General features: G+C 63.2%; 23 protein-coding genes. 15 read left to right on the forward strand and 8 right to left on the reverse strand.

Annotated features, from left to right (window positions below; genetic code table 11):
- Positions 1-62: 62 nt before the first annotated feature.
- Together LSQ66_RS00795 and LSQ66_RS00800 are read left to right on the forward strand one after the other, a co-directional pair.
- Positions 63-1178 (forward strand): succinylglutamate desuccinylase/aspartoacylase family protein, encoded by a 1116-nt coding sequence (locus LSQ66_RS00795; protein ID WP_231767924.1) that lies wholly within the window; start codon positions 63-65, stop codon positions 1176-1178.
- Positions 1175-2563 carry a YfcC family protein gene (locus LSQ66_RS00800; RefSeq protein ID WP_231767925.1) on the forward strand — a complete coding sequence of 463 codons (1389 nt, stop codon included), beginning with the start codon at positions 1175-1177 and terminating at the stop codon, positions 2561-2563. Before LSQ66_RS00795 ends, LSQ66_RS00800 begins: the two co-directional genes overlap by 4 nt.
- 1 nt (position 2564) lies before the next feature.
- Here the strand turns inward: LSQ66_RS00800 and LSQ66_RS00805 are convergent, their stop codons facing one another.
- On the reverse strand, positions 2565-3239 hold the full coding sequence (locus LSQ66_RS00805; RefSeq protein ID WP_231767926.1) for a hypothetical protein: 675 nt from the start codon (positions 3237-3239) through the stop codon (positions 2565-2567).
- A gap of 45 nt (positions 3240-3284) precedes the next feature.
- Here LSQ66_RS00805 and LSQ66_RS00810 point away from each other — a divergent pair, with 45 nt between their 5' ends.
- A complete protein-coding gene (locus LSQ66_RS00810; RefSeq protein ID WP_231767927.1) occupies positions 3285-3725 on the forward strand; it encodes a hypothetical protein in 441 nt (146 codons plus the stop codon).
- A 123-nt stretch (positions 3726-3848) separates the two neighbouring features.
- Positions 3849-5438 (forward strand): methyl-accepting chemotaxis protein, encoded by a 1590-nt coding sequence (locus LSQ66_RS00815; RefSeq protein WP_231767928.1) that lies wholly within the window; start codon positions 3849-3851, stop codon positions 5436-5438.
- Position 5439: 1 nt separating this feature from the next.
- Here LSQ66_RS00815 and LSQ66_RS00820 read toward each other — a convergent pair whose 3' ends face one another.
- The 3 genes from LSQ66_RS00820 to LSQ66_RS00830 form a co-directional block, all read right to left on the reverse strand.
- Entirely contained in the window at positions 5440-5856 is a 417-nt protein-coding gene (locus LSQ66_RS00820; RefSeq protein ID WP_231767929.1) for a DUF3597 domain-containing protein, read from the reverse strand.
- Positions 5857-5929: 73 nt separating this feature from the next.
- On the reverse strand, positions 5930-9499 hold the full coding sequence (locus LSQ66_RS00825) for an ABC transporter permease/M1 family aminopeptidase (RefSeq protein ID WP_231767930.1): 3570 nt from the start codon (positions 9497-9499) through the stop codon (positions 5930-5932).
- A gap of 10 nt (positions 9500-9509) precedes the next feature.
- Positions 9510-10403, reverse strand: a complete 894-nt coding sequence (locus tag LSQ66_RS00830) for an ABC transporter ATP-binding protein (protein ID WP_231767931.1) — start codon at positions 10401-10403, stop codon at positions 9510-9512.
- A gap of 297 nt (positions 10404-10700) precedes the next feature.
- Here LSQ66_RS00830 and LSQ66_RS00835 point away from each other — a divergent pair, with 297 nt between their 5' ends.
- The 6 genes from LSQ66_RS00835 (at position 10701) to LSQ66_RS00860 (ending at position 15562) form a co-directional block, all read left to right on the forward strand.
- Positions 10701-11153, forward strand: coding sequence for a hypothetical protein (locus LSQ66_RS00835; RefSeq protein ID WP_231767932.1), 453 nt, complete (start codon positions 10701-10703; stop codon positions 11151-11153).
- Between the two features lie 45 nt (positions 11154-11198).
- Entirely contained in the window at positions 11199-11840 is a 642-nt protein-coding gene (gene coq7 / locus LSQ66_RS00840; RefSeq protein ID WP_231767933.1) for a 2-polyprenyl-3-methyl-6-methoxy-1,4-benzoquinone monooxygenase, read from the forward strand.
- A gap of 63 nt (positions 11841-11903) precedes the next feature.
- Positions 11904-12974: a non-hydrolyzing UDP-N-acetylglucosamine 2-epimerase gene (gene wecB, locus LSQ66_RS00845; RefSeq protein ID WP_231767934.1), complete on the forward strand. Its 1071-nt coding sequence runs from the start codon at positions 11904-11906 to the stop codon at positions 12972-12974.
- Between the two features lie 75 nt (positions 12975-13049).
- Positions 13050-14045: a hypothetical protein gene (locus LSQ66_RS00850; RefSeq protein WP_231767935.1), complete on the forward strand. Its 996-nt coding sequence runs from the start codon at positions 13050-13052 to the stop codon at positions 14043-14045.
- A 2-nt stretch (positions 14046-14047) separates the two neighbouring features.
- Positions 14048-15043 carry a hypothetical protein gene (locus LSQ66_RS00855; RefSeq protein WP_231767936.1) on the forward strand — a complete coding sequence of 332 codons (996 nt, stop codon included), beginning with the start codon at positions 14048-14050 and terminating at the stop codon, positions 15041-15043.
- Between the two features lie 102 nt (positions 15044-15145).
- Positions 15146-15562: a hypothetical protein gene (locus LSQ66_RS00860; protein WP_231767937.1), complete on the forward strand. Its 417-nt coding sequence runs from the start codon at positions 15146-15148 to the stop codon at positions 15560-15562.
- 54 nt (positions 15563-15616) lie between these two features.
- Here LSQ66_RS00860 and LSQ66_RS00865 read toward each other — a convergent pair whose 3' ends face one another.
- From LSQ66_RS00865 to LSQ66_RS00880, 4 genes are read right to left on the reverse strand one after another with little or no spacing between them, the layout of a single operon-like run.
- Positions 15617-16039, reverse strand: coding sequence for an OsmC family protein (locus tag LSQ66_RS00865; RefSeq protein ID WP_231767938.1), 423 nt, complete (start codon positions 16037-16039; stop codon positions 15617-15619).
- Between the two features lie 56 nt (positions 16040-16095).
- Positions 16096-17280: an ABC transporter permease gene (locus LSQ66_RS00870; RefSeq protein WP_231767939.1), complete on the reverse strand. Its 1185-nt coding sequence runs from the start codon at positions 17278-17280 to the stop codon at positions 16096-16098.
- Positions 17277-18011: an ABC transporter ATP-binding protein gene (locus LSQ66_RS00875; RefSeq protein ID WP_231767940.1), complete on the reverse strand. Its 735-nt coding sequence runs from the start codon at positions 18009-18011 to the stop codon at positions 17277-17279. Before LSQ66_RS00875 ends, LSQ66_RS00870 begins: the two co-directional genes overlap by 4 nt.
- Positions 18012-18023: 12 nt before the next feature.
- Positions 18024-19439, reverse strand: coding sequence for an alpha/beta fold hydrolase (locus LSQ66_RS00880; RefSeq protein ID WP_231767941.1), 1416 nt, complete (start codon positions 19437-19439; stop codon positions 18024-18026).
- 220 nt (positions 19440-19659) lie between these two features.
- Between LSQ66_RS00880 and rplM the strand changes: the two genes are divergently transcribed.
- The 5 genes from rplM (at position 19660) to erpA (ending at position 22846) form a co-directional block, all read left to right on the forward strand.
- Positions 19660-20088, forward strand: coding sequence for a 50S ribosomal protein L13 (rplM, locus tag LSQ66_RS00885; protein ID WP_231767942.1), 429 nt, complete (start codon positions 19660-19662; stop codon positions 20086-20088).
- Between the two features lie 9 nt (positions 20089-20097).
- Positions 20098-20490: a 30S ribosomal protein S9 gene (rpsI, locus tag LSQ66_RS00890; protein WP_107140763.1), complete on the forward strand. Its 393-nt coding sequence runs from the start codon at positions 20098-20100 to the stop codon at positions 20488-20490.
- Positions 20491-20638: 148 nt separating this feature from the next.
- Complete coding sequence (gene argC, locus LSQ66_RS00895) at positions 20639-21676, forward strand: N-acetyl-gamma-glutamyl-phosphate reductase (protein WP_231767943.1); 1038 nt, start codon at positions 20639-20641, stop codon at positions 21674-21676.
- Between the two features lie 10 nt (positions 21677-21686).
- Positions 21687-22370 (forward strand): DUF6776 family protein, encoded by a 684-nt coding sequence (locus tag LSQ66_RS00900; protein ID WP_231767944.1) that lies wholly within the window; start codon positions 21687-21689, stop codon positions 22368-22370.
- A gap of 113 nt (positions 22371-22483) precedes the next feature.
- Positions 22484-22846, forward strand: coding sequence for an iron-sulfur cluster insertion protein ErpA (gene erpA / locus LSQ66_RS00905; protein ID WP_231767945.1), 363 nt, complete (start codon positions 22484-22486; stop codon positions 22844-22846).
- The last annotated feature ends 151 nt before the right edge of the window (positions 22847-22997 follow it).

Genomic DNA, 22997 nt, shown 5'->3' on the forward strand with positions numbered 1-22997 from the left:
GCGGGGTCTGTCCCCGGTGTCCCAGTCCGCCACCGAACACAGTCCGCAACGAGGGATAAGTCATGCAAACGATCACCCATCCCCTGTCCGCCCCCCACAGCCCCGTAAGCTTCCAGCTCACCAGCCACCACTACGGCGCCCCCGGCGGCCGCAAAGCCTACATCCAGGCCTCCCTCCACGCGGACGAAGTCCCGGCCATGCTGGTGGCTCACAAGCTGCGCAGCCGCCTGAATGAGCTGGACCGGCAGGGCAAGGTGAAGGGCGAGATCATCCTGGTTCCCGCAGCAAACCCCATCGGTCTCGGACAGGTCATCAACGAACGCCCCTTCGGGCGCTACGACCTGAGCACCGGCATCAACTTCAACCGCAGCTACCCGCATTACGCCGGCCAGCTCAAGGAGCGCCTGCAAGGCCGCCTGGGCGCCGACGCCGACGCCAACGTGGCCCTGATCCGCGAAGAGCTGCGCGCCCTCACCGCCGCATGGCAGCCGCATTCCGACACGGCGACCCTGAAGAAAGCCCTGCTGGCCATGGCCATCGACGCCGATATCGTGCTCGATCTCCATTGCGACCTCGAAGCCGCCCTGCACATCTACGCGGGAACGCCGCTGCGCCAAGCCATCGAGCCGCTGGCGGCCCTCATACAGTCGCATGCCACGCTGTACACCACGGCAGCAGGCGGCGAACCTTTCGACGAAGCCTGCAGCCGCCTGTGGTGGGATCTGGCCGAGCACTTTGGTCCATCCATCCCGATCCCGCCCGCCTGCGTCGCCGCCACCGTGGAGCTGCGCGGCGAAGTGTCGGTGAACTACGAATCCGCGCGCGCCGACGCCGAAGCGATCCTGCGCTATCTCTCCCTGCAGGGCATCGTCGAGATGGACAGCTTCACGCTGCCAGCGCCGATCTCGGCACCCACGCCGCTGGAAGGGACGGAACGCATCGACGCGCCGCATGCGGGCATGCTGGTCTACCTGCGCGAACTGGGCGAGAAGCTGTCCGTGGGCGACGCCGTGGCCGACATCATCGACCCCTTCACGGGCGAGACCACCACCCTGCGCTCCGGCGTGGACGGCGTGCTCTTCACCCGCCTGTCGCACCGCTATGTCATCCGCGGCATGAACGTGGCCAAGGTGGCCGGCGCCGTGCCATTCCGATCCGGGAACCTGTTGAGCCTATGAAAAAACTCAAGCTGCCGAACACCTATGTGCTGCTGTTCCTGATCCTGGCCATGATCGCCGTGGCGACGTGGCTGGTCCCCGGCGGCAAGTACGATACCCACCTGGTGAACGGCAAGCAGGTCGTCGATCCCTCCACCTTCCGCTACATCGCCAGCAACCCGCAGGGTCTGGCCGCGCTGATGATGGCGCCCATCAAGGGCTTTGCCGAAGCGGCCCTCATCATCGGCTTTGTGCTGATCGTCGGCGGCGCCTTCAATGTTCTGCACAAGACCGAAGCCATCGACGCCATGATCAAGTCGATCGCCAAGGCCCATACCCGCTCGCCGTTCGTGCGGGCGGCGCTGATCCCCGTCTTCATCACCCTGTTCTCGCTGGGCGGGGCCACCTTCGGCATGAACGAGGAGGCCATTCCTTTCATCCTCATCTTTGTGCCGCTTGCGCTGGCGCTGGGCTACGACTCGGTGGTGGGCGTGTCGATCCCCTTCCTCGGCTCCCAGGTCGGCTTTGCCGCCGCCTTCCTCAACCCATTCAATGTCGGCATTGCGCAGGGCATCGCCGGTGTGCCGGTGTTCTCGGGCATGGGCTACCGCGTGCTGGTGTGGTTCATTGCCACGCTGGCCACGGTACTGTTCATGATGTGGTACGCCGCCCGCGTAAAGCGCCATCCCACGCTCAGCCCAACCTACGCGCTGGACCAGGAAAAGCGCGCGGAAGGGGGCATCGACTTCAGCGGCTTTACGGGCATGACGCTGCGGCACAAGCTGGTGCTGTGGCTCTTTGCGGCAACGCTGGGCGCCATGGTGTTCGGCGTGATCGAATTCGGCTGGTTCATCGAGGAGATTGCAGCGCTCTTCCTCGTCATGGCCATTCTCGCGGGCCTGCTGGGCAAGCTGACGACCGACGAAACGGTGGGAGCGTTCGTGCAGGGCGCGCGCGACCTGGTCGGCACCGCGCTGGTGATCGCGCTGGCGCGCGGCACCATGGTGCTGGCGCGGGATGCTCACATCATCGACACCATGCTGCACGGCCTCACGCCGCTGGTGGCATCCTCATCGCCCGTGTTCGCGGCCTACAAGATGTTCGGCATCCAGTCCGTGATCAATTTCTTCGTCCACTCGGGAACGGGGCAGGCGGCGCTGACCATGCCTCTCATGGCGCCGCTGGCCGACCTGGTCGGCGTCACGCGCCAGACGGCCATCCTGGCCTACCAGTTCGGCGAATTCACCACGCCCATGATTCCCACCTCCGGCATTACGGTAGGCGTGCTGGCGCTGGCGCGCATCCCCTGGCTGACCTGGGCCAAATGGATGATTCCCCTGCAGCTGATTTATCTCGTGCTGGCCCTGGCGCTGCTGGCGCCGCCGGCGCTCATGAACTGGCAGTGAGTCAGCGCAGGTCGTCCAGATAGTAGTAGACCGTGCCGCCGATGGCATCGGGCGGCAGTTTCAGCGCGGCTGCCAGCGCGCTGGGAGGCGTCTGGTCGAGCGCCGTTTTCGGCACCGTAATGGATGCATTGCCTGTGCCGCTGGCCGCGCGGAAGGCCACGATGTGGTCGAAGTCAGGGCGGCTGTCGATCTCCTTCACGAGAAAGCGCTGCGTTCCGCTCCCCACCTGGAAGTAGCGCGACTGCGCGCTGCGGTGCGGTTCCGGCGACAGGCGGCGGAACAGCAGAACCTCTTCCACCTGCACCGTCACATTCTTGTACTGCGTCTTGCCGCCCTGTTCGAAGTGGCCGAGCACCAGGTCCGCGCGGAAGGACTTCAGGGGCCGGGCGGCGCGCGGCGCAAGGCGGTCCAGCTCGAAGTTTTCGGGAGCGATGGTCCACAGGGCCGTCTTGCCGTCAAGGCGCGCCTTCACCAGCTTGTCGATGGTGGAGTCGTCCATGCGCAGGCGCAGCAGCACCTGGTAGTCGTGCGGCGCATGGAACATGGGCAGGTGGGCGGCGTAGATGCCGTCGCGGCCCCCGAACATCGCCATGCCGTGCTGGCCGAAGGTGGGATTGGCAGCCCAGCTGCTGGCGGCCATCAGCAGGCCGAGGATGAAGGTGGTCAGGATTTTCATGTGCCAGATGGTACAGCATGCGCTGGCGGCAGGTAGAATGCGGGCATGAATACTCAAGCCAAGCCGGATTTCGATCACGGCAATTACCTGATGTCCGGCGTCGTTATCGCCGCCCTCGTTATCATCTTCGTCAGCATGCTGGCCCAGCGTCCCAACGCCACCATCTGGGCCGCCGCCTATTTCCCGCTGATTGCCCTGCATGTGTGGCTCCTGATGAAGACCACGCGCCTGCGGCTGGATGGCGACAGCCTGTCCGTCAGCGGCCTGCGCGCCGCGAACAACTGGAGCGTCCTCCTGCCCGAGATCCGCAGCGCCACGCTGGTGCCGCCGGGCCTGCGCCGCGCCGCCGCCTGGCAGCTGCGCATCGTCACCGCCGAGGGCGAAAAGCAGGCCTACCTGGCCCGCATGAGCCCCTTGTTCCTGCGTCAACTGCAGGATTTGCTGGCGCAGCGCCTGGGCGACCGCTATAAGCCGTATACGTCCTGATTACGCGACAGCTTGCCATTGTTGCAGCGCAAAATAAAAATGGCTGTGGTAAACTAATAGTTCCATACGGCAACTTTTAGGCGTTTGCCCCCTGCATCCAGCCGGGCACCCGCATCCCACACCATGAACAACTTCAGAATCGGCACCCGCCTTGCGGCGGGCTTCGGCCTTGTTTTGGCTTTGATGACGCTGATGACCGTTATCGGCATCTGGCAGATGAAATCCGTGGCGGACGCCACCCGCGAAATGATGCAGCAGCCGCTGGCCAAGGAGCGCATGGTCAGCGACTGGTATCGCCTGATCCACACCAGCGTGCGCCGCACCTCCGCCATTGCAAAAAGCAGCGATCCTTCGCTGGGCGCGTTCTTTGCCGAAGAGACGGCAGCCTCCACCCGCGAAGTGAACGGCCTGCAGAAGAATGTCGAGGCGCTGCTGGCGACGGAAGCGGAGAAGCAGGCCTTCGCCGCCATCGGCGAGGCGCGCAAGCGCTACATCGCCTCGCGTGACAGCGTGGTGGGCCTGAAGAAGGAAGGCAAGCTGGAAGAGGCGGACGAGCAGCTGAACAAGCGCTTCACGCCGGACGGCAAAGCCTATATGGCCGCCCTGAAGGCCATGCTGGATATCCAGCGCAAGACCATCGACGCGAAGGCGGAGCACGTGGAAGAGATCCACCAGGACAACCGCAGCTTCCTGATCGCCTTCGGCGTCGCCGTGCTGGCCTTCGGCGCGCTGAGCGCCTGGTATCTGACGCGCGGCATCGTGGTGCCCCTGAACCGCGCCGTGGAAATCGCCTGTTCCGTGGCCGCCAACGACCTGCGCAGCGAGATCGTGGCAACGAGCCGCGACGAAACGGGCCGCCTGCTGCGCGCCCTGCGCACCATGAACGACGGGCTGGCCCGCGTGGTGGGCGAAGTGCGCAACACCACCGAGAGCATCAGCACCGCCTCGGCGCAGATCGCCGCGGGGAATATGGACCTGTCATCGCGCACCGAGCAGCAGGCGGGCGCGCTGGAGGAAACTGCGTCCTCGATGGAAGAGCTGACCTCCACCGTGAAACAGAACGCGGACAATGCGCGCCAGGCCAACAAGCTGGCGGAGCAGGCTTCCGAAGTGGCCGTGCGCGGCGGCGACGTGGTGGGGCTGGTGGTGCAGACCATGGAATCCATCGATGCTTCCGCGCGCAAGATCGTGGACATCATTTCCGTGATCGACGGCATCGCCTTCCAGACCAATATCCTTGCGCTGAACGCGGCGGTGGAAGCGGCGCGCGCCGGGGAGCAGGGCCGTGGCTTTGCCGTGGTGGCCTCCGAGGTGCGCAACCTGGCGCAGCGCAGCGCGGCGGCAGCGAAGGAGATCAAGGTGCTGATCAACGACTCGGTCGAGAAGGTGGGCGCGGGCAGCAAGCTGGTGGAGCAGGCCGGGTTCACGATGGGCGAAGTGGTGGACAGCATTCACCGCGTGACCGATATCGTGGGCGAGATCACCACCGCCAGCGTGGAGCAGAGCGGCGGCATCGAGCAGGTGAACCAGGCCATCGCCGACATGGATGGCGTGACGCAGCAGAACGCGGCGCTGGTGGAGGAGGCGGCGGCCGCTGCGGCCTCGCTCCAGGACCAGGCGGAATCGCTGGCGCGCATCGTCAGCGTATTCAAGCTGGCGGATGCGGCGCCACGCATTGCGCGCAACGCCGCGCCGCTTCGCCTGGCGGCGTAAGCTAGTCCTTCAAATCCGCAGGAACCTTGCCGCCATTGGCGGCAAGCTTGTTCATCACCTGCCGGTGCAGCCAGATATTCATCTTGGCCGAATCTCCCATATCCCCCGTGTAGTGCAGTTCCTGGGCCAGCTCCTTGCGTGCCTGCAGGCTGCTGTCCAGGTCCAGCAATTTCATCAGGTCGACAATCGAGGTGCGCCAGTTCAGCGGCTGGCCTGCCTGCTGGGCCTTGGCGTTGAGAATGGCTTCCACGTCCACCTGTTCCATGGCGGAAGGAGGCGTGGAGGGCGATGGCGCCGGGCCGGCAGGCGCGGGGGCTGCCGCCGCTGGCGCAGGCTGGGGCGCGGGAGCCTGCGTTTGCGCCACCGCGGGATGCGAAGAAGGGAAGATCTTCCGGAAGATATTGCTCAGAATGCCCATGCTGTTCTCCTGTTCGGTCATCAGGAGAACAGCTTAGGCGTCCCCGGCGGAACGCTCTGTACGCGGCCTAACGCTATTCGACCTTGATCATGTTGTCGTTCGGCTTGCGGTCGATCAGCTTGTTGTCCGGATCGATGCCCGCCTTGGCGGGACGGCCGTTCACCACCAGGGTGTAAGTGCTTTCCTTCTGCGAGATCAGCTTGCGCTCGCGCAGCAGGGGCCTGCCATCCTTGTCGTCCACGCCGATGTCGATCAGGTCCTTCATCGGCACTTCCTGTTCCGCCCCCAGCTCGTCCGCGCGCAGCTTGGAGGCATGGACTGTCAGCGTGATCTCGTACTTGCCGTCGCCGCGCTTGCGGGAGGTGGCGGACAGCGCCCGGTTATCGTGCAGCACGATGCTGTTGAACAGATCATCGATCAGGTAGGCCTGCTCCGGCGGCGTGACCTTGCGCAGGGCATCCACCAGCACTGTCACGCTCGGATACGGGCCGGTGCTGTAGGAGTAGCGTTTCAGCAGCTCGTTCAGCACCGTGTTGATCTTTCCTTCGCCGATGATGTCCTGCAGCAGGTACATGGCCAGGCTGCCCTTGCGGTAGTGGATGTAGCTCTGGTCTTCATTGTCCGCCAGCGGCAGTTCCTTCTTGTTCTCCACCGCGCGGCCCATCAGGTACATCTCCAGGTCGTAGCGCAGGAAGCGGCGCATGCGATCGGGGCCGAAGGTCTTCTTCATCACCATCAGCGCCGAGTATTCGGACAGGGTTTCGCTGAGCACCGTGGCGCCGCGCGTGTTCCCGCCCACCAGCTGGTGGCCCCACCACTGGTGCGCCACTTCATGCGCCGCCACGTAGTAGGGATAGTCGATATCCTTCGCGTCCTTGTCGTCCACCTTGGCGATGAAGCCCATCGCTTCCGAGAAGGGAATGGTGTTGGGGTAGGACTGGGCGTACTTGCGGTAGCGCGGGAACTCCACGATACGCACGATCTTGTGCTGGTAGGGACCGAAGTTCTTGCTGTAGTAGTCCAGCGAATTGCGCACGCCGGCCATCATGCGGTCCAGGTTGTACTCGTGGCCGGGGTGGTAGTAGATCTCCACGCCGACGTCCTGCCACCAGTCGTGCTTCACTGCGTAGCGGGCGGACTGGAAGGCGTAGAAGTTCAGGATGGGCTTGTCCATCCTGTAGTGGAAGTAGCGGCGGCCGTTGCGGGTCCATTCGCCTTCCAGCGTCCCCGGCGCCACGGCGATCTGGTCGGGGCTCGTGCTCACGGTGGCGTCGAAGGTCACCCAGTCCGCGTCCGTGCCCAGGAAGTTGTTGGCCAGGCCCTTGGGGTCGTCGCGGCCCAGCATGCGCTCCTTCGCGGGCAGGTTGTGGCGCTTGCGGTCGCGCGGGTCGCGCAGTTCGGCGTCCTCCTGGTAGCCGATGTGCGGCAGCACGGAGCTGTTGAAGAAGGTGCCGTTGGCGATGACGGGCGTATCCTTGCCCAGGCCCAGGATGCCCTTCGGGGTATAGGAGATGTCGAATTCCATCGGCAGCTTCGCGCCCGGCGCCAGCGGCGTGGCCAGGGTGTAGCTGTAGAAGCCCAGTTCCTTGTCGTTCAGCGAAAGGCGGGTCTTCGCGCCGAAGCGCAGCGGGCGCATGTCGGCGTCCGGATCCTGGCGCACGTAGATGGTGCTCACCGGCTTGCCGCTGCGGTTCTCCAGCAGGTAGCGCCCGCGCACCGCCAGGCTGCGCTGCTCGGGCATGATGTCCACGTTCAGCTTCACATCCGCGATGCGGGGCTGGGCCACGTCCGCCACGGCCTTGTACTTGCGCTCGTAGTCGGCGCGCAGGGCATCGCGGCGGAAGGTGGACTTGTATTCGTTGGCGATATTGAGGTTGTAGTACACCACGCCGCCCGCGCCCAGCACGAACAGCAGGCCGATGCCGAAGCTGGCCAGCACGGGAGCGGTGAGGGCGTGGCGCGCCAGTTGCAGGCGGGTGCGCCACTCGCTGTTGGCGCCGCGCGGCCAGAAGATATTGGACAGCACCACCAGCATCAGGGCCGCGCCGCCCCAGTAGAGCTCATACCAGCGTTCGCGCAGCAGGTAGTGGCCGTAGCCGTTCATGTCCGAGTAATGCAGCGGCGGCGTGACGGCGTACATGACCAGCGGATGATCCAGGCCGCGCGTGGCCAGCGTGATGGTCACCCCGTAGTAGATGATCATGATGAAGTAGGCCAGGTACTTCTGGTTGACCAGCACCTGCACGGCGATCGCCAGCACGGCAATCTGCATGTAGTAGGGCAGGTGGATCAGGAACAGCGTCTGCAGATAGAGTTCCGGCTGCAGGTTGAAGTAGCCGCGGAAGACCTGGATCGACATCCCGCACAGCATCACCACCACCATCAGCAGGGCCTGCACGCCGATCAGGGCGAAGAGCTTGGCCAGCAGCGGCAGCCAGCTCGGGACAGGCATCGCATCCAGCATGAGGGCCATCCGGTGCTCGCGCTCGCGCCACACGAGCTCTCCGGCATAGAAGGTGGTAATGGCCAGCATGAAGAGGGCGAAGGTTTCGCTCACCAGCTCCAGCACCTTGTAGGTGACGGGATAGGTCACGGTGCCGAACATGGAGCCCATGTCGAGCGAGCTCACATACATGATGAGCACACCGGCCAGCACCAGCACCACGAAGTACACGTTCTTGACGGTTTCGCGCAGGTTCAGCCACACCTGCGTAAGAAGCAGGGCGCCCAGGCTGCGGCGCTGGAAGTCCGGCTCCTCGGTGGTGTCGGCGGCGGCGGCCGTCATGCGCAGCGGGACCTCGCCTTCGCCCAGGGCGGCATGCACGCCGCTGTCGATGGTGCCCACGAAGTGGAAGCGCCAGTAGCCCAGGAGCAGCGCCACCAGCGCGATCGAGGACCAGATCAGGCGGTTCAGCAGGTAGACGCCTTCCGGCAGCACGAGCCGGGCGTTGCGCTCGGCGATGGGCCAGTATTCCGTGAGGCGGATGGCGGCGGCATTGCCGAAGGGGTCGATCAGGGCCGCCAGGGTCTTGAAGTCCAGGTCGCGCGCCAGGCTGGGGGCGGCGATATAGCCGATCAGCATGACCACGCTGCTCACGTACACCGGCAGCATGCGGCGCGTGAGCGCGGCCAGCACGAAGAAGATGGAGCCGAAGATGAAGAGGTTCGGCAGGATCGTGATCAGGTAGGGAATGGCATAGGCCTCCAGCACCAGGGGGCCGATGCGTTCGGGGTCGATGCCCGGCAGCCAGGCGCCCAGCATGGCGCCGAAGATCACGCTGGAGAACACGAAGGCCAGCACGGCCCAGGCGCCGAGGAAGCGGCCCAGCATGTACTGGTACTTGCGTATGGGGGCGCTGAAGAAGAAGTGGTGCATGTCGTACTCGAAGTCCTGCTGGACCGAGCGCCCCATCATGGCGGCGACGACAATCACGCCAACGCTGGCGATATAGCTCACGGTGAACATCACCGAGCGCGGGGAATTGATCAGGATCTTGCTGCCGAAGACAACGTAGACTTCCTTGAACACGCCGCCCGCCGCGGCCATCCACAGCATGGTGAGGCCGAAGAAGAGGGCGAAATAAACCCAGGTCGAGAGCAGCTTGAGCCGCTGCCGCGCTTCGAACAGTGCGATGGCGAACATGGGGCGCCTCTCAGTCGCAGTTGTCGGAAGGGTTGTGGCGGCCGGTGATGGTGGCGAAGTACGCGTCCTCCAGGTCGCCGATCGCTTCCTCGAAGCCGTCGCCCGGATCGTGGTCGCTGTAGACGTGGATCAGGGTGCGGCCCGACAGCAGGCGGGTGGAGATGACGTTGTGGCGCTGCTGGAAGGCGGACAGCTCCCTCTTGTCCACGAAGCGCGCCCAGATCTTGCAGCTCACATCGTCGATCAGCTGCTGGGTGGAGCCCGTGAGCAGCAGGTGGCCCTTGTTGATGATGGCCATGTTCGAACAGAGGTCCGCCACGTCGCTCACGATGTGGGTGGACAGGATCACCGTGCGCTCGTCGCCGATTTCCGACAGCAGGTTGTGGAAGCGTACGCGTTCCTGCGGGTCCAGGCCCGCCGTGGGCTCGTCCACGATGATCAGCTTCGGGTCGCCGAGCAGGGCCTGGGCGATGCCGAAGCGCTGGCGCATGCCGCCCGAGAAGGTGCCAAGGCGCTGGTTGCGCACGTCGAAGAGATTGGTCTGCTGGAGCAGGCCGTCCACCACCTCGCGGCGGCGGGCGCGGTTGGACAGGCCCTTGAGCACCGCAAAGTGGTCCAGCATTTCATAGGCCGTGACCTTGGGGTAGACGCCGAAGTCCTGCGGCAGGTAGCCGAGGATGCGGCGCACTTCGTCCTTTTCGTCCAGCACGTCCAGGTCGCCGAAGAAGACCGAACCGGTGTCGCATTCCTGCAGCGTTGCCAGCGTCCGCATCAGGGTGGACTTGCCCGCCCCGTTCGGACCCAGCAGGCCGAACATCCCTCCCGGGATGGTCAGCGAAATATTGTCCAGAGCCACCACGCCATTGGCGTAGGTCTTGGACAAGTTGCGGATGCGTAATTCCATGCTTACTCCTGAATCTTTCGTGTTGCGGTGCAGCATGGGGCGCTCCGGCGCCCGCCATCACTGCTCTTTTCACATGATGGCATTGTATTGAATGCGCGACACATCGGTTGCCGCATTGCGATAGTCGGCAAAATCCCTGCGCCAGAGTGCGCAATCCGGGGAACGGAGCGTCGGCTTCGGGCAGGGGAAAATGGCGGCATTGGCGGGCTGGGCTGTTGGAAAGGTTTCAAGGGTAACAAGGTCGCTTGCGGGGCGCAAGGCGCAAAACTACGCAGTCATGCGCTATAGTGTTTCCCCATGAACCAGGAAAATGGCAAATTGGATACGGTGCTGCAGGAACAGATCCTGGCGGTGACGCGTTGCGGTCTTAGCAAGAGCGAGGCTACGGGCTTCTTCCGCACGGCCCTGGGCCTGTGCTACCTGGCCGGCCTGATGACCAAGGAAACCCTGGACTTCAAGAAGCTGGACAAGGAATTCAACAAGTTCATCTACCGCTCCATCGGGCCGGGGCACAGCATCACCAGCATCCTGCAGTACATGAGCGGGGAGCGGGTGATCAAGGTGGTGGAGTCGGAACGCTTCCTGCGCGCCTTCGGCGACTATTGCCCCCACGTCCCGGTGGAGTCCATTCCTTTCCTCCTGGGCCTAAACCTGGGCGTGGCCAAGGATCTTTCGGGCATCGACGTGCGCGGCCCGGTGGCCGACTGGATCGAAAAGCAGCGTATCCGGCGCGAGGAAGCGGGTGGCTAGGCCTATAATCATGGTTAACTGAACAAGATTTCGCAGGCAGACACCATGAGCAGCAAGCACCACAACCCCATCGACCGTTTCATCGCCAGCGCCGACAAGGCCCTGCGCGTGATCTCCGGCGTGGCCTCGGCCTCGCGCCCCACGCCCGCCTGCCATATCCCGGACACCGAAATGACCGAGGCCGAAATGAAGCACAGCGCTGGCCTCATGCGGGTGGACCATGTGGGCGAGGTGATGGCGCAGGCCCTGTACAACTCCCAGGCCCGTTTCGCCAGGACCGAGGAAGTGCGGGCCCAGTTCGAGCGCGCCAGCCGCGAAGAGGAAGACCATCTCGCCTGGACCGCCGAACGCCTGAAGGAGCTGAACTCGCAGACCAGCATTCTGGCGCCCCTGTTCTACGCCGGAGCCTATGCGCTGGGCGTGGCGGCGGCGAAGATGGGCGACGCCACCAGCCTTGGCTTCGTGGTGGAGACCGAACGCCAGGTGGAGAAGCACCTGGACGGCCACCTCCTGAGTCTTCCGCCCAACGACGCGCGCTCGCGCGCCATCGTGGAGCAGATGCGCATCGACGAAATCGCCCACGGCAAGGCGGCGCAGGACATGGGTGCTACGCAGACGCCGATGCCGGTGCAGCTGGCGATGAAGGCCATGTCCAGGGTGATGACCACCACCACGTACCACATCTGATCTTCCTCACGGTCCCGCCGCGCGGGATGTGCTCAGATAACCCGTTACACAGGGAGATCTGTCATGCCCATCCTCTACCTGGTGGCGGGCGCCCGCCCCAACTTCATGAAGATCGCACCGATCGTGCGCGCCCTGCATGCGCACGGGAGGCTCGATTTCCGCATCGTCCACACCGGCCAGCACTATGACCGCGAGATGAACGAGGTCTTCTTCGAAGAACTCGGCATCCCCGCGCCGGACGTGTTCATGGGCGCGGGCGGCGGCAGCCACGCGCAGCAGACCGCGCGCATCATGGTCGCATTCGAGGAGCTGTGCACCGCCACGCGGCCGGACGCCGTGCTCGTGGTGGGCGACGTCGATTCCACGCTGGCCTGCGCCATCACGGCGAAAAAGCTGCGCATTCCGGTCGCCCATGTGGAGGCGGGCCTGCGCAGCGGCGACATGGGCATGCCGGAAGAGATCAACCGCCTCGCCACGGACAGCATTTCGGACTGGTTCTTCGCCACCGAGCCCAGCGCCGTGGGCCATCTGCGGCGCGAGGGCAAGCCGCGCTCCGCGATCCATTACGTGGGCCACGTCATGGCGGACAATGTGCTGTACCAGGCTTCGAAGCTGCCGCCGGGCGGGCCATCGGAGCGCTACGGCGTGGTGACCCTGCACCGCCCCGCGAACGTGGACGACGAGGCGGTGCTCTCGCGCCTGGCCTCAGTGCTGCGCGAAGTGTCGGGACGGCTGCCGCTGTTCTTCCCGGTGCATCCGCGCACGCGCGCCAGGCTGGAGCAGTTCCGCATCGACCTGGGGCCGCGCGTCTGGCTCACCGCTCCCCAGCCGTATATGGCCTTCCTCCAGCAGTGGCGGCACGCGGTGCTGGTGCTCACCGATTCGGGAGGGCTGCAGGAGGAAACGACGGTGCTGGGCGTGCCCTGCATCACCCTGCGCGACAGCACGGAGCGTCCCGTAACGGTGGAAGAAGGCAGCAATGTACTCGCGGGCACCGATCCCACGGCCATCTTTGCCGCCGTGGACAAGGTGCTGCGCGGAGAGGGCAAACGTGGCCGCCGCCCCGCCCTGTGGGACGGCCGCGCGGCGCAGCGCATTGTGGAGATACTCGTAAGGGGGCTTGTGGATTGTTGAGTGAATATTCAAGGATTCAAAGAACTACCTGCGCGCAGTAACATTTCTCGAAGGCCAAATATTTAGGGAGGATAAATGAGAGCGAACATTTCTTTACTGCTGGAGTGTTTTTTGCTAGTTACTTCTCCACATGTTCTTGCCGATAATATGTTGACTCGGGACCAAATTCTTATAAATGGCGGGTCGCGAACATCAACCAACGGCAGATACACTCTCATTATGCAGAATGACGGTAGCTTAGTCATGTACCGATCCGATGGATCGGTTCGTTACTCCATGGAAAAATATGGCTACTATGCCAAAATGCGATCAGATGGGAATTTTGTTGAACTAAACCGTAATAATGCAATAATTTGGCAAACCAAGACTAACAATGGATTAAACAATTTTTTGCTGGTTCAAGATGACGGTAACTTAGTTGTCTATACACCAGGTCCTAGTTCCTGGGCGGTCTGGAGCATTGGCGTAGATCCTGGGCCGAATGACCCAAAGGCAATAGGTGATATCGTAGGCCGTGATCTCGCGTTCACGGGGGCTGGATATCTGGGACACGTGGCACTGTGGGACGGGGGGCAGATCGCGCAAGCGGTTTTGCCCAGCTCCGGGAACAATGCCATTCATTACACTACACTTACTGCATTCAAAAACACGCCGACAAGCACAGGCGGCATTGCTGCTTACTGGGGAACGGCTCGAACGCCGATTGCCGATGGAATCGTCCAGTCTTGTTACTCGCCGACATTTTGCGACTATTGGTGGCCGAACGCCACAACCGAAACAACCACCGCTCGCGTAGCAGTGGCCAAACGCGCGCGACAGGCATATTTGATCGGTGCCGATTACACCTCGACCGCGTATTGGATTTCGGCGCTACCTCGGAGGCCGACGGCACCTGCCCAGCGAGGCCAATATCGTTGTGACACCTTTGTCGTGGATATGTTGAAAGAGAGCCGACAGAATGCTTCGCGTTTTCCTACAGCGGAGCAGCAATTGTGGGCCCAGCGCTGGTCTACGCTAACTGAGACTATTACGCCCGGCACGACTTTCAACAAAATTAAAGCTTGGGAGTGAAAATGGAGAACAAATATTTGCTTCGTTGGATAAGAATTCCCGTGCTCGTGGGCACAGTCTTGTCGGTGCAACTTGGGGTAGCTGCAGATAGGACTGCTGCGCAGGCTCTAAGTGAATACCAAAACCTTCGGCAGAGCACTGCGATTGAACGGCTGTCACTGCTAGGAGAGGCTCGTCAACGCGGACTGGAGAGGAACAAGGGTCACGTCCGTGACTTGCTCGCAATGTTGAAGCGCTCGCAAACGGAGGAGGAAAGCGCAGCCCTGATAGGGTTGCTTCAAGGTCAATACAAAATCGGTGATCAGGATGAGGTCAATACCGAAATCGCACAAGCGTTGAAGACGTACGCCAACTCGCCCGTCAAACGGGTGGCGGCCGCAGCCACTTTTGCATATTCAAGACTAGGATACTTCTTGGACACAGAGGATGTTCTGTTAGCCGCACTTAACCGCCGGGTGTTCGATAACAATGACTACTTCGGGGAACTTGCGCATGTGGGGTGGTTGGCGGAGCCTCGTGCTGCGAGCGCCATATTTGAGCGCATTGGCAGGTCAAAAAACCGATATGCTCTCCAAATCCTTGCTAGCACTTTCCAGGAAGGTAGTAGTGCCTTGAAAATTGATAGGGCAGCATTGACTGCTGCCCGAGAAGCGCTGCTGAAAGCGCCTCCCAAATTCAATCCTGCAGTTGGCGAATTTAGTATCGCAGACTCTCTTGAGTACACAGACTGGTTATTTGCTGTAGCACAGCTCAATTCTCGGGTTGATGGCACGGCCGTGGCGACAACCTTGACCGAGCACATACCGCAGATGAGTGGGAAAAAGATCCTCGCTCTCATGATTACCGACGAGGGACGTGCTTATGCCAAAGAATTTTCTCCATCTACCATTGCACAGATGAGAACTGAGGTCGACCAGTTGCTCATGCACCAGCCTTATCCACGCAATCAGGATGTAAGCCGGATCGCGAATGAGGTGCTATCCTATTTGGTACCTTAGCGGGAACTTCCTGCCGCCTCTGCTGGCGTGATATCGGGGCGGAAGGGCGTCGTCAGGCATCCTTGCTGTTCTCACTAGGGAAGCGACCACGGTAGAGTCTCTATGCTGTCATTCCTGATACTTGAGTTCGGAAGCATCGTCGTGGTTTGGCTATGGGCGATCACCAACATGGATGGCGGCTTATGGCCGTTTGTGTTGGTTGTGGTCAGTGCGATAAACATCGCGGTGGCCGCTATACTCACGTTTCTTCACAAGCGTTTTGATACTTCGCAAACGCATTTGGCTCTTTATACTGGCGCAGCCACATTTGTTCTGACGGCTGTTCAAAGTATTGGCGCTGCTCGAAATCTTATCCCCTCATTTGAAGCTGTCCTACCTGGATCACTTCTCGACATTGCGAGCTGTGACGCAGCATTGCCAACTCTGTACGTTGCAATATGTGTGGGATATTTTCTGCTCGCTGGCTCGTGGCCCCGACAAGGCAGCAAGACTGACGACGAGCACACTGCAAGAACGTAAGCTGTACTTTTCGGTGTCAGACTGTCGTCTCTGCATGGATCTCGTCACAGGTGTTTAGACCTCGATGATCTCGAAGCTGTGCGTGATCTCGGCCGTCTTCGCCATCATGATGCTGGCGGAGCAGTATTTGTCGTGAGAGAGCGTGATGGCGCGATCCACGGTGGCGGGCTTGAGGCCCTTGCCGGATACGATGAAGTGGAAGTTAATCCTGGTGAACACCTTGGGATCGGTGGCGGCGCGGTCAGCCTGCAGCGTCACTTCGCAGCCGCGCACGTCTTCCCGGCCGCGCTTCAGAATGAGCACCACGTCATAGGCCGTGCAGCCGCCCGTCCCGAGCAGCACCATCTCCATCGGGCGCGGGGCCAGATTGTGGCCGCCGCCTTCCGGCGCGCCGTCCATCATCACCATGTGGCCGGACCCGGTCTGGGCCCGGAAGCTCATGCCCGAAGGGCCGTTCCAGCTGACTTTCACTTCCATTGCATTCTCCGTATTGCGTCTGTCGGTCCATTGTAAAGGAGCAGGAAAGAACCTGCTCAGACCGACATCATGTAGCGTTCGGATTTCATGCGCCGCTCGGTGAACCAGACGAAGGCGAGGGCCAGGGCCAGGCTGCTGGCGAAGGTGAGCACGAAGGGCAGCGGACCCACCGCCTGGCCCTTGGCCAGCTCGCGCAGCAGGTTCTGGTGCCCCATCACGGGCACCAGGTACATCCAGTTCGCCGTGTTCAGGTTCAGCATGGGCACCACGATCACGGGAATCATGGGAATGAGCAGCGCGAAGCTGGCCGTGGTCTGGGCTTCCTTGAAGGACTTGGCGTTGATGGCCAGCGCGATCAGGATGGCGGAGGCCAGCAGGGGCAGGGACACCGATGCCGCGCACACGGCGGCCAGGTCGATCCACGACATGCGCCAGGACATGCCGATCTCCTCCAGCGGCAGCCACTTCAGCGTGCCGTGGGCGATGCACAGCTCCAGCACGAGGCCTGCGAGGGCGAGCGCCGCCGCGGCCAGCCACTTTCCGGCGATGAGATCGAGGGGCCGCGCGGGCTGGGCCAGCAGCACCTCCAGCGAGCGGCGTTCGCGTTCGCCTGCCGTGCTGTCGAGCGCCGTGCTGAGGGCGAAGAAGAAGGCGGGCACGAAGAACATGCCCAGCATGCCGCCGATAACGCTGGCCGAACGCGCGGCGCTGGTGCCGGTATCGAACTTCTGCAGCCGCACAGGCGCCAGGGTCACGGGCGATACGCCGTGCGCCAGCAGGCGCGCGCTGGCGATAGTGGTGCTGTAGTTCTGCAGCACGTGCTCGATGTCGTCGATGCGGCGGCGGTTTTCGCTGGAGGAGTCGTACCACAGGTCGACGCGCGCCGGGCGCATGCTGCGGTAGTTCTCGGTGAATTCATCGCTGATGCCCAGCACCGCCGCCACCTTCTGCTTGCGCAGCAGCTCGGCGATCTCCTCCTCCGGCATCGCCTTCGATTCGGTAATGGTGATGTTAGCCTGCTTCAGCTGCGCCATGAGGGTGGGCGCCTGCGCGGCGCCGATCACGGTGAGCTGGATGCCTTCACGCTCGGGCTTGAGCGCCTTGTGGATCTGCTGCTGCAGGATGCCGCCCACCAGAAGGGGATAGAGCAGCACGAACATGGCCAGCATGCCCACGGCGCGCCTGTCGCGCAGGGTTTCGCGCAGCTCCTTTGCCATCACCACCCAGAACACGGGCTTCATACGGAAATCCCTTCTTCAGTACCTACCAGTTTGACGAATGCATCTTCCAGGCTGGCGATGCCGGTGCGTTCGCACAGCGATTGCGGCGTGCCCTGCGCCACGGTGACGCCGTTGGCGATCACGATCACGTCGTCGCAGGAGTGGGTGACCTCCTGCATCACGTGGGTGGCCATGATGACGCAGCAGCCGTCCTCGCGCAGCGCCGCCAGGGCCTTGCGCAGGGCGCGCGTGCTCATCACGTCCAGTCCCCGGCTCGGTTCGTCGAGCAGCAGGTTGCGGGGACGGTGCAGCAGGGTGCGCGCCAGCGCGACCTTGATGCGCTGGCCCTGCGAGAAGCCCTTGCCGCGGCGGTCGATGATGTCCTGCAGGGAGAGCAGTTCCGTCACCTCCTCGGTGCGCTGGCGGATGGCGCGCTTGTCCATGCCGTTCAACTGGCCGAAGTAGTCCAGGTATTCGCGCGTGCTGAGGCGCTCGTAAAGCCCGAACTGGTCCGTGAGGAAGCCGATGTTGCGGCGCACGGCCATCGGGTCCTTGCCCGGGTCCACGCCATCGACCAGGATGCTGCCGTGGTCGCGGTGCATCAGGCCAACCAGAAGGCGCAGCAAGGTGGTCTTGCCTGCGCCGTTGGGGCCGAGCAGGGCGGTCACCTGGCCGTCGCGCGCCGTGAAACTGGCGCCGCCAAGCGCCTGCACCGGGCCGAAATGTTTTTTGACGTCGTGAGCTTCGATCATGGCTTTGCGGTCTCAGGGTTGCGGGCCAGCGCTGTCGAGCTGGAAGGTGGGGGCGGGAATTTCCTTGATGCAGGCGGCGGCCAGCGGCTTGGCCGGCGCATCGAGGAACTCGCGCATCAGGCGTGGCACGCAGCCCAGCATGGACACGATATGTCCGCCGTTCTGCACCACGATGTGCTGGGCGGCCTGCATCGATTTGCCGGCCGCTTCGGCGCGGCGCGGCGGCGTCACCGGGTCCTGGGCGCCGGAGAGCATCAGCACCGGCGCGGCGATGGGCGCCGCCTGCTGCGGCGCGATGGGCTTCACCTTCATCAGGGGACACATCTTGGCCAGCTGCTGCGCCTGCGGTGAGCCCATGAAGGAGCCTTTCGCGTCTTCGTCCTGCAGCTGCTGCGTCATGCGCGGGAAGTCCTCGGCGCAGATCACGGAGAGATAGAGGGGGCCGGACATGGTGCCGTCCACAGAATAGTCGCTGTCACGGTTGCTGCGCGCGACGAAGGGCTGCCAGCGGCCCTGGTAGGCGCCGTGGATCAGGAAGGGCAGGGTGCGCGCGTCCGCCTGCGAATACAGGGCGCGGTGAACGGTGCCGAGGAAGCGCTGGCTGCTGATGGTGACGGGACGCAGCGCGGCCGTGCGCGGGTCCTGCATTTCCACTTTCACGGGCGCCTTGGCCAGGCTGGCCAGCAGGCTCGCGAACTCGGTGCGCAGGGCGGGGAAGGTGCGCGCGCAGGCGGCGTTGGCCTCGCACTGCCGGAAGGTGGTTTCCAGCGCGGCCTGGGCGTCGTGGCCGCCGAGGGGAATGACCTGGTCCGGCGCGGCCACGCCGTCCAGCACGAGGGCGCGCACGCTGGATGGATAGAGGCGGGCGTAGTGCTGCGCCAGGCGGGTGCCGTAGGAGCCGCCCCAGATATTGATCTGGCCATAGCCCAGGGCGCGCCGCACATTCTCGATATCGCGGGCGGCGGCATCGGTGGTGTAGAGGTGGTAGGGCGCGGCGATCTTCTCGATGCACTTGCGCAGCTCGGCCTCGAACTGCTCCTCGCTCATGGTGTCGATCTCGGGCGGCGACTTGCAGTCCAGGCGGCCGGACAGGCCCGTGCCGCGCTGGTCGATGAGCACGATGTCGCGCGTGGCGCGCACGCGGCGGAAGGCGGCGTTAAGGATGGCGAGGTAGTCGCTGCCTGCCTGGCCTGGGCCGCCCGCCAGCACGAACAGGGGATCGGGACGGGCCGCCTCGCGGAAGGCGGGGGCCACGGTGACGTGCAGGCCGAGGGTCTTGCCCGGCTGGGCGTAGTCGAGGGGCACATCCACCTTGACGCAACGAACGGTTTCCTCGGTGCCGGGCAGGTGGCAGCTCTTGCCGGGCGCCGCCTGGGCGGCGAGGGCGCCCAGCAGCAAGGGCAGGGCGAGGCAGAATCGTTTTCTCACTAGCAACTCCATGGAAGGCGAAGGGCAATAGTAGCCAGCTCTTGTATTTCAGGCAATGGGTCTCGGCAAGGAATTGGGCGGCTTGACCGGTCCAGTCAGGCCGGGCTATAATCGTCAGCTTTCCGTTCGCTCAGGAAAAGCTATAACAAGGCTGCGTCCGCTGATTCAAGGGCGGAACCACCATTTGAGCGTTTTTAAATCTTCTATTAGGAAGTCAAACATGAAAACTTTTTCCGCTAAGGCTCATGAAGTCCAGCGCGACTGGTTCGTGATTGACGCGACGGACAAGGTCCTCGGCCGTGTTGCCAGCGAAGTGGCACGCCGACTGCGCGGCAAGCATAAGCCAGAATTTACTCCTCACGTCGACACCGGCGACTTCATCGTCGTGGTGAACGCAGGCAAACTGCGTGTGACCGGCACCAAAGCCACCGAGAAGACCTACTACCGCCACTCCGGCTATCCGGGCGGCATCTACGAGACCAACTTCCTGAAAATGCAACAGCGTTTCCCAGGCCGCGCTCTCGAAAAGGCAGTGAAGGGCATGCTGCCGAAGGGTCCTCTGGGCTACGCCATGATCAAGAAGCTGAAAGTGTACGCCGAAGGTTCGCACCCGCACGCTGCTCAGCAACCTAAAGCACTCGACTTCTAAGGAACTGACATGATCGGTAACTACAACTACGGCACCGGCCGTCGCAAGAGTGCAGTGGCTCGCGTGTTCATCAAAGTGGGCACTGGCCAAATCATCGTTAACGGCAAGCCAGCGTCCGAGTACTTCTCGCGCGAAACCGGCCTGATGGTGATCCGCCAGCCGCTGGAACTGACCGGCAACGTCGAGCGTTTCGACATCAAAGTGAACGTGCATGGCGGCGGCGAGTCCGGCCAGGCAGGTGCAGTGCGCCACGGTATCACCCGCGCCCTGATCGACTACGATGCAGGCCTGAAGGGCGATCTGGCCCGCGCCGGCTTCGTGACCCGCGATGCTCGTGAAGTCGAGCGTAAGAAGGTCGGTCTGCGCAAAGCACGCCGCGCAAAGCAGTTCTCGAAGCGTTAATTCCGCTTCCGTTCCGGTCTTTGGCCGGAGCCCCGAAAAGCCGCTGGTCCGCCAGCGGCTTTTTTGCTTTTGGGCTAGGGTAAACAGCATGTTTACAGTGCTGATAAAATACATTCCCCTCATTTAATTTATTGGCAAGGAAGAGAACATGATCAAAGTTGGCATCGTCGGCGGCACCGGCTACACCGGGGTTGAACTGCTGCGATTGTTGGCAGTCCATCCCAACGTGCAGCTGACCGCCATCACGTCGCGCAAAGAGGATGGCCTGCCCGTGGCCGACATGTATCCTTCCCTGCGCGGCCGCGTGCCGCTGGCCTTCTCGGCGCCGGACAAGGCCGACCTGGGCCAGTGCGACGTGGTCTTCTTCGCCACCCCGCACGGCGTGGCCATGGCCCAGGCGCCCGAGCTGCTGGCCAAGGGCGTGAAGGTGATCGACCTGGCGGCGGACTTCCGCATCAAGGACCGCGCCGTCTTCGAGCAGACCTACAAGATCGACCACACGGCGCCCGAGCTGCTGGAAGAGGCCGTGTACGGCCTGCCCGAGCTGAACCGCGAAGAGGTGAAGAAGGCGCGCCTGATCGCCAATCCGGGCTGCTATCCCACCACCATGCAGCTGGGCTTCGTGCCGCTGCTGAAGGCGGGCCTGGTCGATGCGTCCAACCTGATCGCCGACTGCAAGTCGGGCGTATCCGGCGCTGGGCGCAAGGCCGAGATCGGCATCCTCTTCTCCGAGGCGAGCGACAACTTCAAGGCCTACGGCGTGGCGGGCCACCGCCACACGCCGGAAACCTCGGCCCAGCTGCAGCGCTTCAGCAAGGACAAGGTCGGCCTCATCTTCACGCCGCACCTGGTGCCCATGATCCGCGGCATGCACTCGACCCTGTACGGCCGCCTGACGCGCGAGGTGAGCAACGAAGAGCTGCAGAAGCTGTTCGAGGACGCGTATGCCAACGAGCCGTTCGTGGACGTGATGCCCTTCGGTTCGCACCCCGAGACCCGCAGTACGCGCGGCGCCAATGTGCTGCGCCTGGCGCTGCACCGTCCGGGCAACGGCAACACCGTCATCGTGCTGGTGGTGCAGGACAACCTGGTCAAGGGCGCCTCCGGCCAGGCCGTGCAGTGCATGAACCTCATGTTCGGGCTGGACGAAGGTACCGGCCTGAACAACATCGCGCTGCTGCCTTGAGCGGCGGCCGATGAGCCGTCCCGAAGGGGTGGTCGAGCAAAAGGCGCCGCTGGCGGTGCGCATTGGCGGCGTGGCCGTCGTGCTGGCGCTGGCGGGCGGGCTGCTGATGTGGGGGCTGGACCTGGGCCAGCGCCTGATCGGCGCCAGCCGCGCGCCCGCGCCCACCGTGACCATCGAGCATGAACCGGCGCCTGCCGCATCTGCGGCCGCGTCTGCCCCTGCTGCCACCCCGGCCGTGGCATCCGTGCCCGCCGCCCCGGCACCGGCCCCTGCCACGCCGGCAGAAGCGGCAAGCGGCGAGAGCGGCCAACTGGCCGCCGATCTCGCCCTGCTGGAAAGCATCCTGCCACCGGTCAAACCCGGCGCCGGGCTCGTCATCCGCGGCATGCAGGCGCGCATGGCCACCCCGCGCCAAGTTCACTACACGGTCCTGCTGGGTTATGGCCCAAAGAAGGGGCAGGCGGCCTTCGAAGGCCAGCTCAGCCTGGTCCTGAGCGGCAGCAAGGACGGCAAGCCCGTGCAGCTGCGGTTTCCCACGGACGAGGGCGCCGAGCGCTATCGGCTGAGCGTGGAAGACTACCAGCGGGTAGACGGCACGCTGGACCTGCCTGAAGGGCTGACGGCTGCCGCACTGGAAGTAAGCCTGAGCCGTGAGGGCAAAGTGCTTGCCACTCAGTCAACATCCATAAAATAGACACTTGAAATGCAGCAAAAAGGCCGCATAAACAGAAGCGAAATGCGGACGGTCAGAGCATGCGCGTCGGCAAAGGTCTATAATGGACTAACGATTTTTAGTAGGAGTACCAAATGAATGCAGTAGCCGAAGCACAAGACGTGATTCCCTCGCCGATCATCTTTACCGACAGCGCGGCCGAGAAAGTGGCGCAGCTGATTGAAGAAGAAGGCAATCCCGACCTGAAGCTGCGTGTCTTCGTGCAGGGCGGCGGCTGTTCCGGCTTCCAGTACGGCTTCACGTTCGACGAAATCGTCAACGAAGACGACACCACGATGGTAAAGAACGGCGTCCAGCTGCTGATCGACTCGATGAGCTACCAGTACCTGGTAGGCGCCGAGATCGACTACAAGGACGACCTCGAAGGCGCCCAGTTCGTGATCAAGAACCCGCAAGCCACCTCCACCTGCGGCTGCGGCAGCTCCTTCTCCGTCTAAGCAAGTCCATCCCGAAGCGGCGGACAGCCCCAGGCTGCTCCGCCGCTTTGCCGTTTACAGCCGCGCTCGTGTCCACTTCTGGTGCCAGGGAAGAAAAATGGACACGAACTCAGCGCTAAGTTGCTAGGGCCGAGCTCGTGTCCAAAAATCT

The organism is Massilia endophytica, assembly GCF_021165955.1.
GTDB classification, from domain to species: domain Bacteria; phylum Pseudomonadota; class Gammaproteobacteria; order Burkholderiales; family Burkholderiaceae_D; genus Rugamonas; species Rugamonas endophytica.

Coding starts and splice junctions, on each gene's coding strand:
- LSQ66_RS00795 (WP_231767924.1), top strand. CDS start 63: ATGCAAACGATCACCCATCCCCTGTCCGCCCCCCACAGCCCCGTAAGC.
- LSQ66_RS00800 (WP_231767925.1), top strand. CDS start 1,175: ATGAAAAAACTCAAGCTGCCGAACACCTATGTGCTGCTGTTCCTGATC.
- LSQ66_RS00805 (WP_231767926.1), bottom strand. CDS start 3,239: ATGAAAATCCTGACCACCTTCATCCTCGGCCTGCTGATGGCCGCCAGC.
- LSQ66_RS00810 (WP_231767927.1), top strand. CDS start 3,285: ATGAATACTCAAGCCAAGCCGGATTTCGATCACGGCAATTACCTGATG.
- LSQ66_RS00815 (WP_231767928.1), top strand. CDS start 3,849: ATGAACAACTTCAGAATCGGCACCCGCCTTGCGGCGGGCTTCGGCCTT.
- LSQ66_RS00820 (WP_231767929.1), bottom strand. CDS start 5,856: ATGGGCATTCTGAGCAATATCTTCCGGAAGATCTTCCCTTCTTCGCAT.
- LSQ66_RS00825 (WP_231767930.1), bottom strand. CDS start 9,499: ATGTTCGCCATCGCACTGTTCGAAGCGCGGCAGCGGCTCAAGCTGCTC.
- LSQ66_RS00830 (WP_231767931.1), bottom strand. CDS start 10,403: ATGGAATTACGCATCCGCAACTTGTCCAAGACCTACGCCAATGGCGTG.
- LSQ66_RS00835 (WP_231767932.1), top strand. CDS start 10,701: ATGAACCAGGAAAATGGCAAATTGGATACGGTGCTGCAGGAACAGATC.
- coq7 (WP_231767933.1), top strand. CDS start 11,199: ATGAGCAGCAAGCACCACAACCCCATCGACCGTTTCATCGCCAGCGCC.
- wecB (WP_231767934.1), top strand. CDS start 11,904: ATGCCCATCCTCTACCTGGTGGCGGGCGCCCGCCCCAACTTCATGAAG.
- LSQ66_RS00850 (WP_231767935.1), top strand. CDS start 13,050: ATGAGAGCGAACATTTCTTTACTGCTGGAGTGTTTTTTGCTAGTTACT.
- LSQ66_RS00855 (WP_231767936.1), top strand. CDS start 14,048: ATGGAGAACAAATATTTGCTTCGTTGGATAAGAATTCCCGTGCTCGTG.
- LSQ66_RS00860 (WP_231767937.1), top strand. CDS start 15,146: ATGCTGTCATTCCTGATACTTGAGTTCGGAAGCATCGTCGTGGTTTGG.
- LSQ66_RS00865 (WP_231767938.1), bottom strand. CDS start 16,039: ATGGAAGTGAAAGTCAGCTGGAACGGCCCTTCGGGCATGAGCTTCCGG.
- LSQ66_RS00870 (WP_231767939.1), bottom strand. CDS start 17,280: ATGAAGCCCGTGTTCTGGGTGGTGATGGCAAAGGAGCTGCGCGAAACC.
- LSQ66_RS00875 (WP_231767940.1), bottom strand. CDS start 18,011: ATGATCGAAGCTCACGACGTCAAAAAACATTTCGGCCCGGTGCAGGCG.
- rplM (WP_231767942.1), top strand. CDS start 19,660: ATGAAAACTTTTTCCGCTAAGGCTCATGAAGTCCAGCGCGACTGGTTC.
- rpsI (WP_107140763.1), top strand. CDS start 20,098: ATGATCGGTAACTACAACTACGGCACCGGCCGTCGCAAGAGTGCAGTG.
- argC (WP_231767943.1), top strand. CDS start 20,639: ATGATCAAAGTTGGCATCGTCGGCGGCACCGGCTACACCGGGGTTGAA.
- LSQ66_RS00900 (WP_231767944.1), top strand. CDS start 21,687: ATGAGCCGTCCCGAAGGGGTGGTCGAGCAAAAGGCGCCGCTGGCGGTG.
- erpA (WP_231767945.1), top strand. CDS start 22,484: ATGAATGCAGTAGCCGAAGCACAAGACGTGATTCCCTCGCCGATCATC.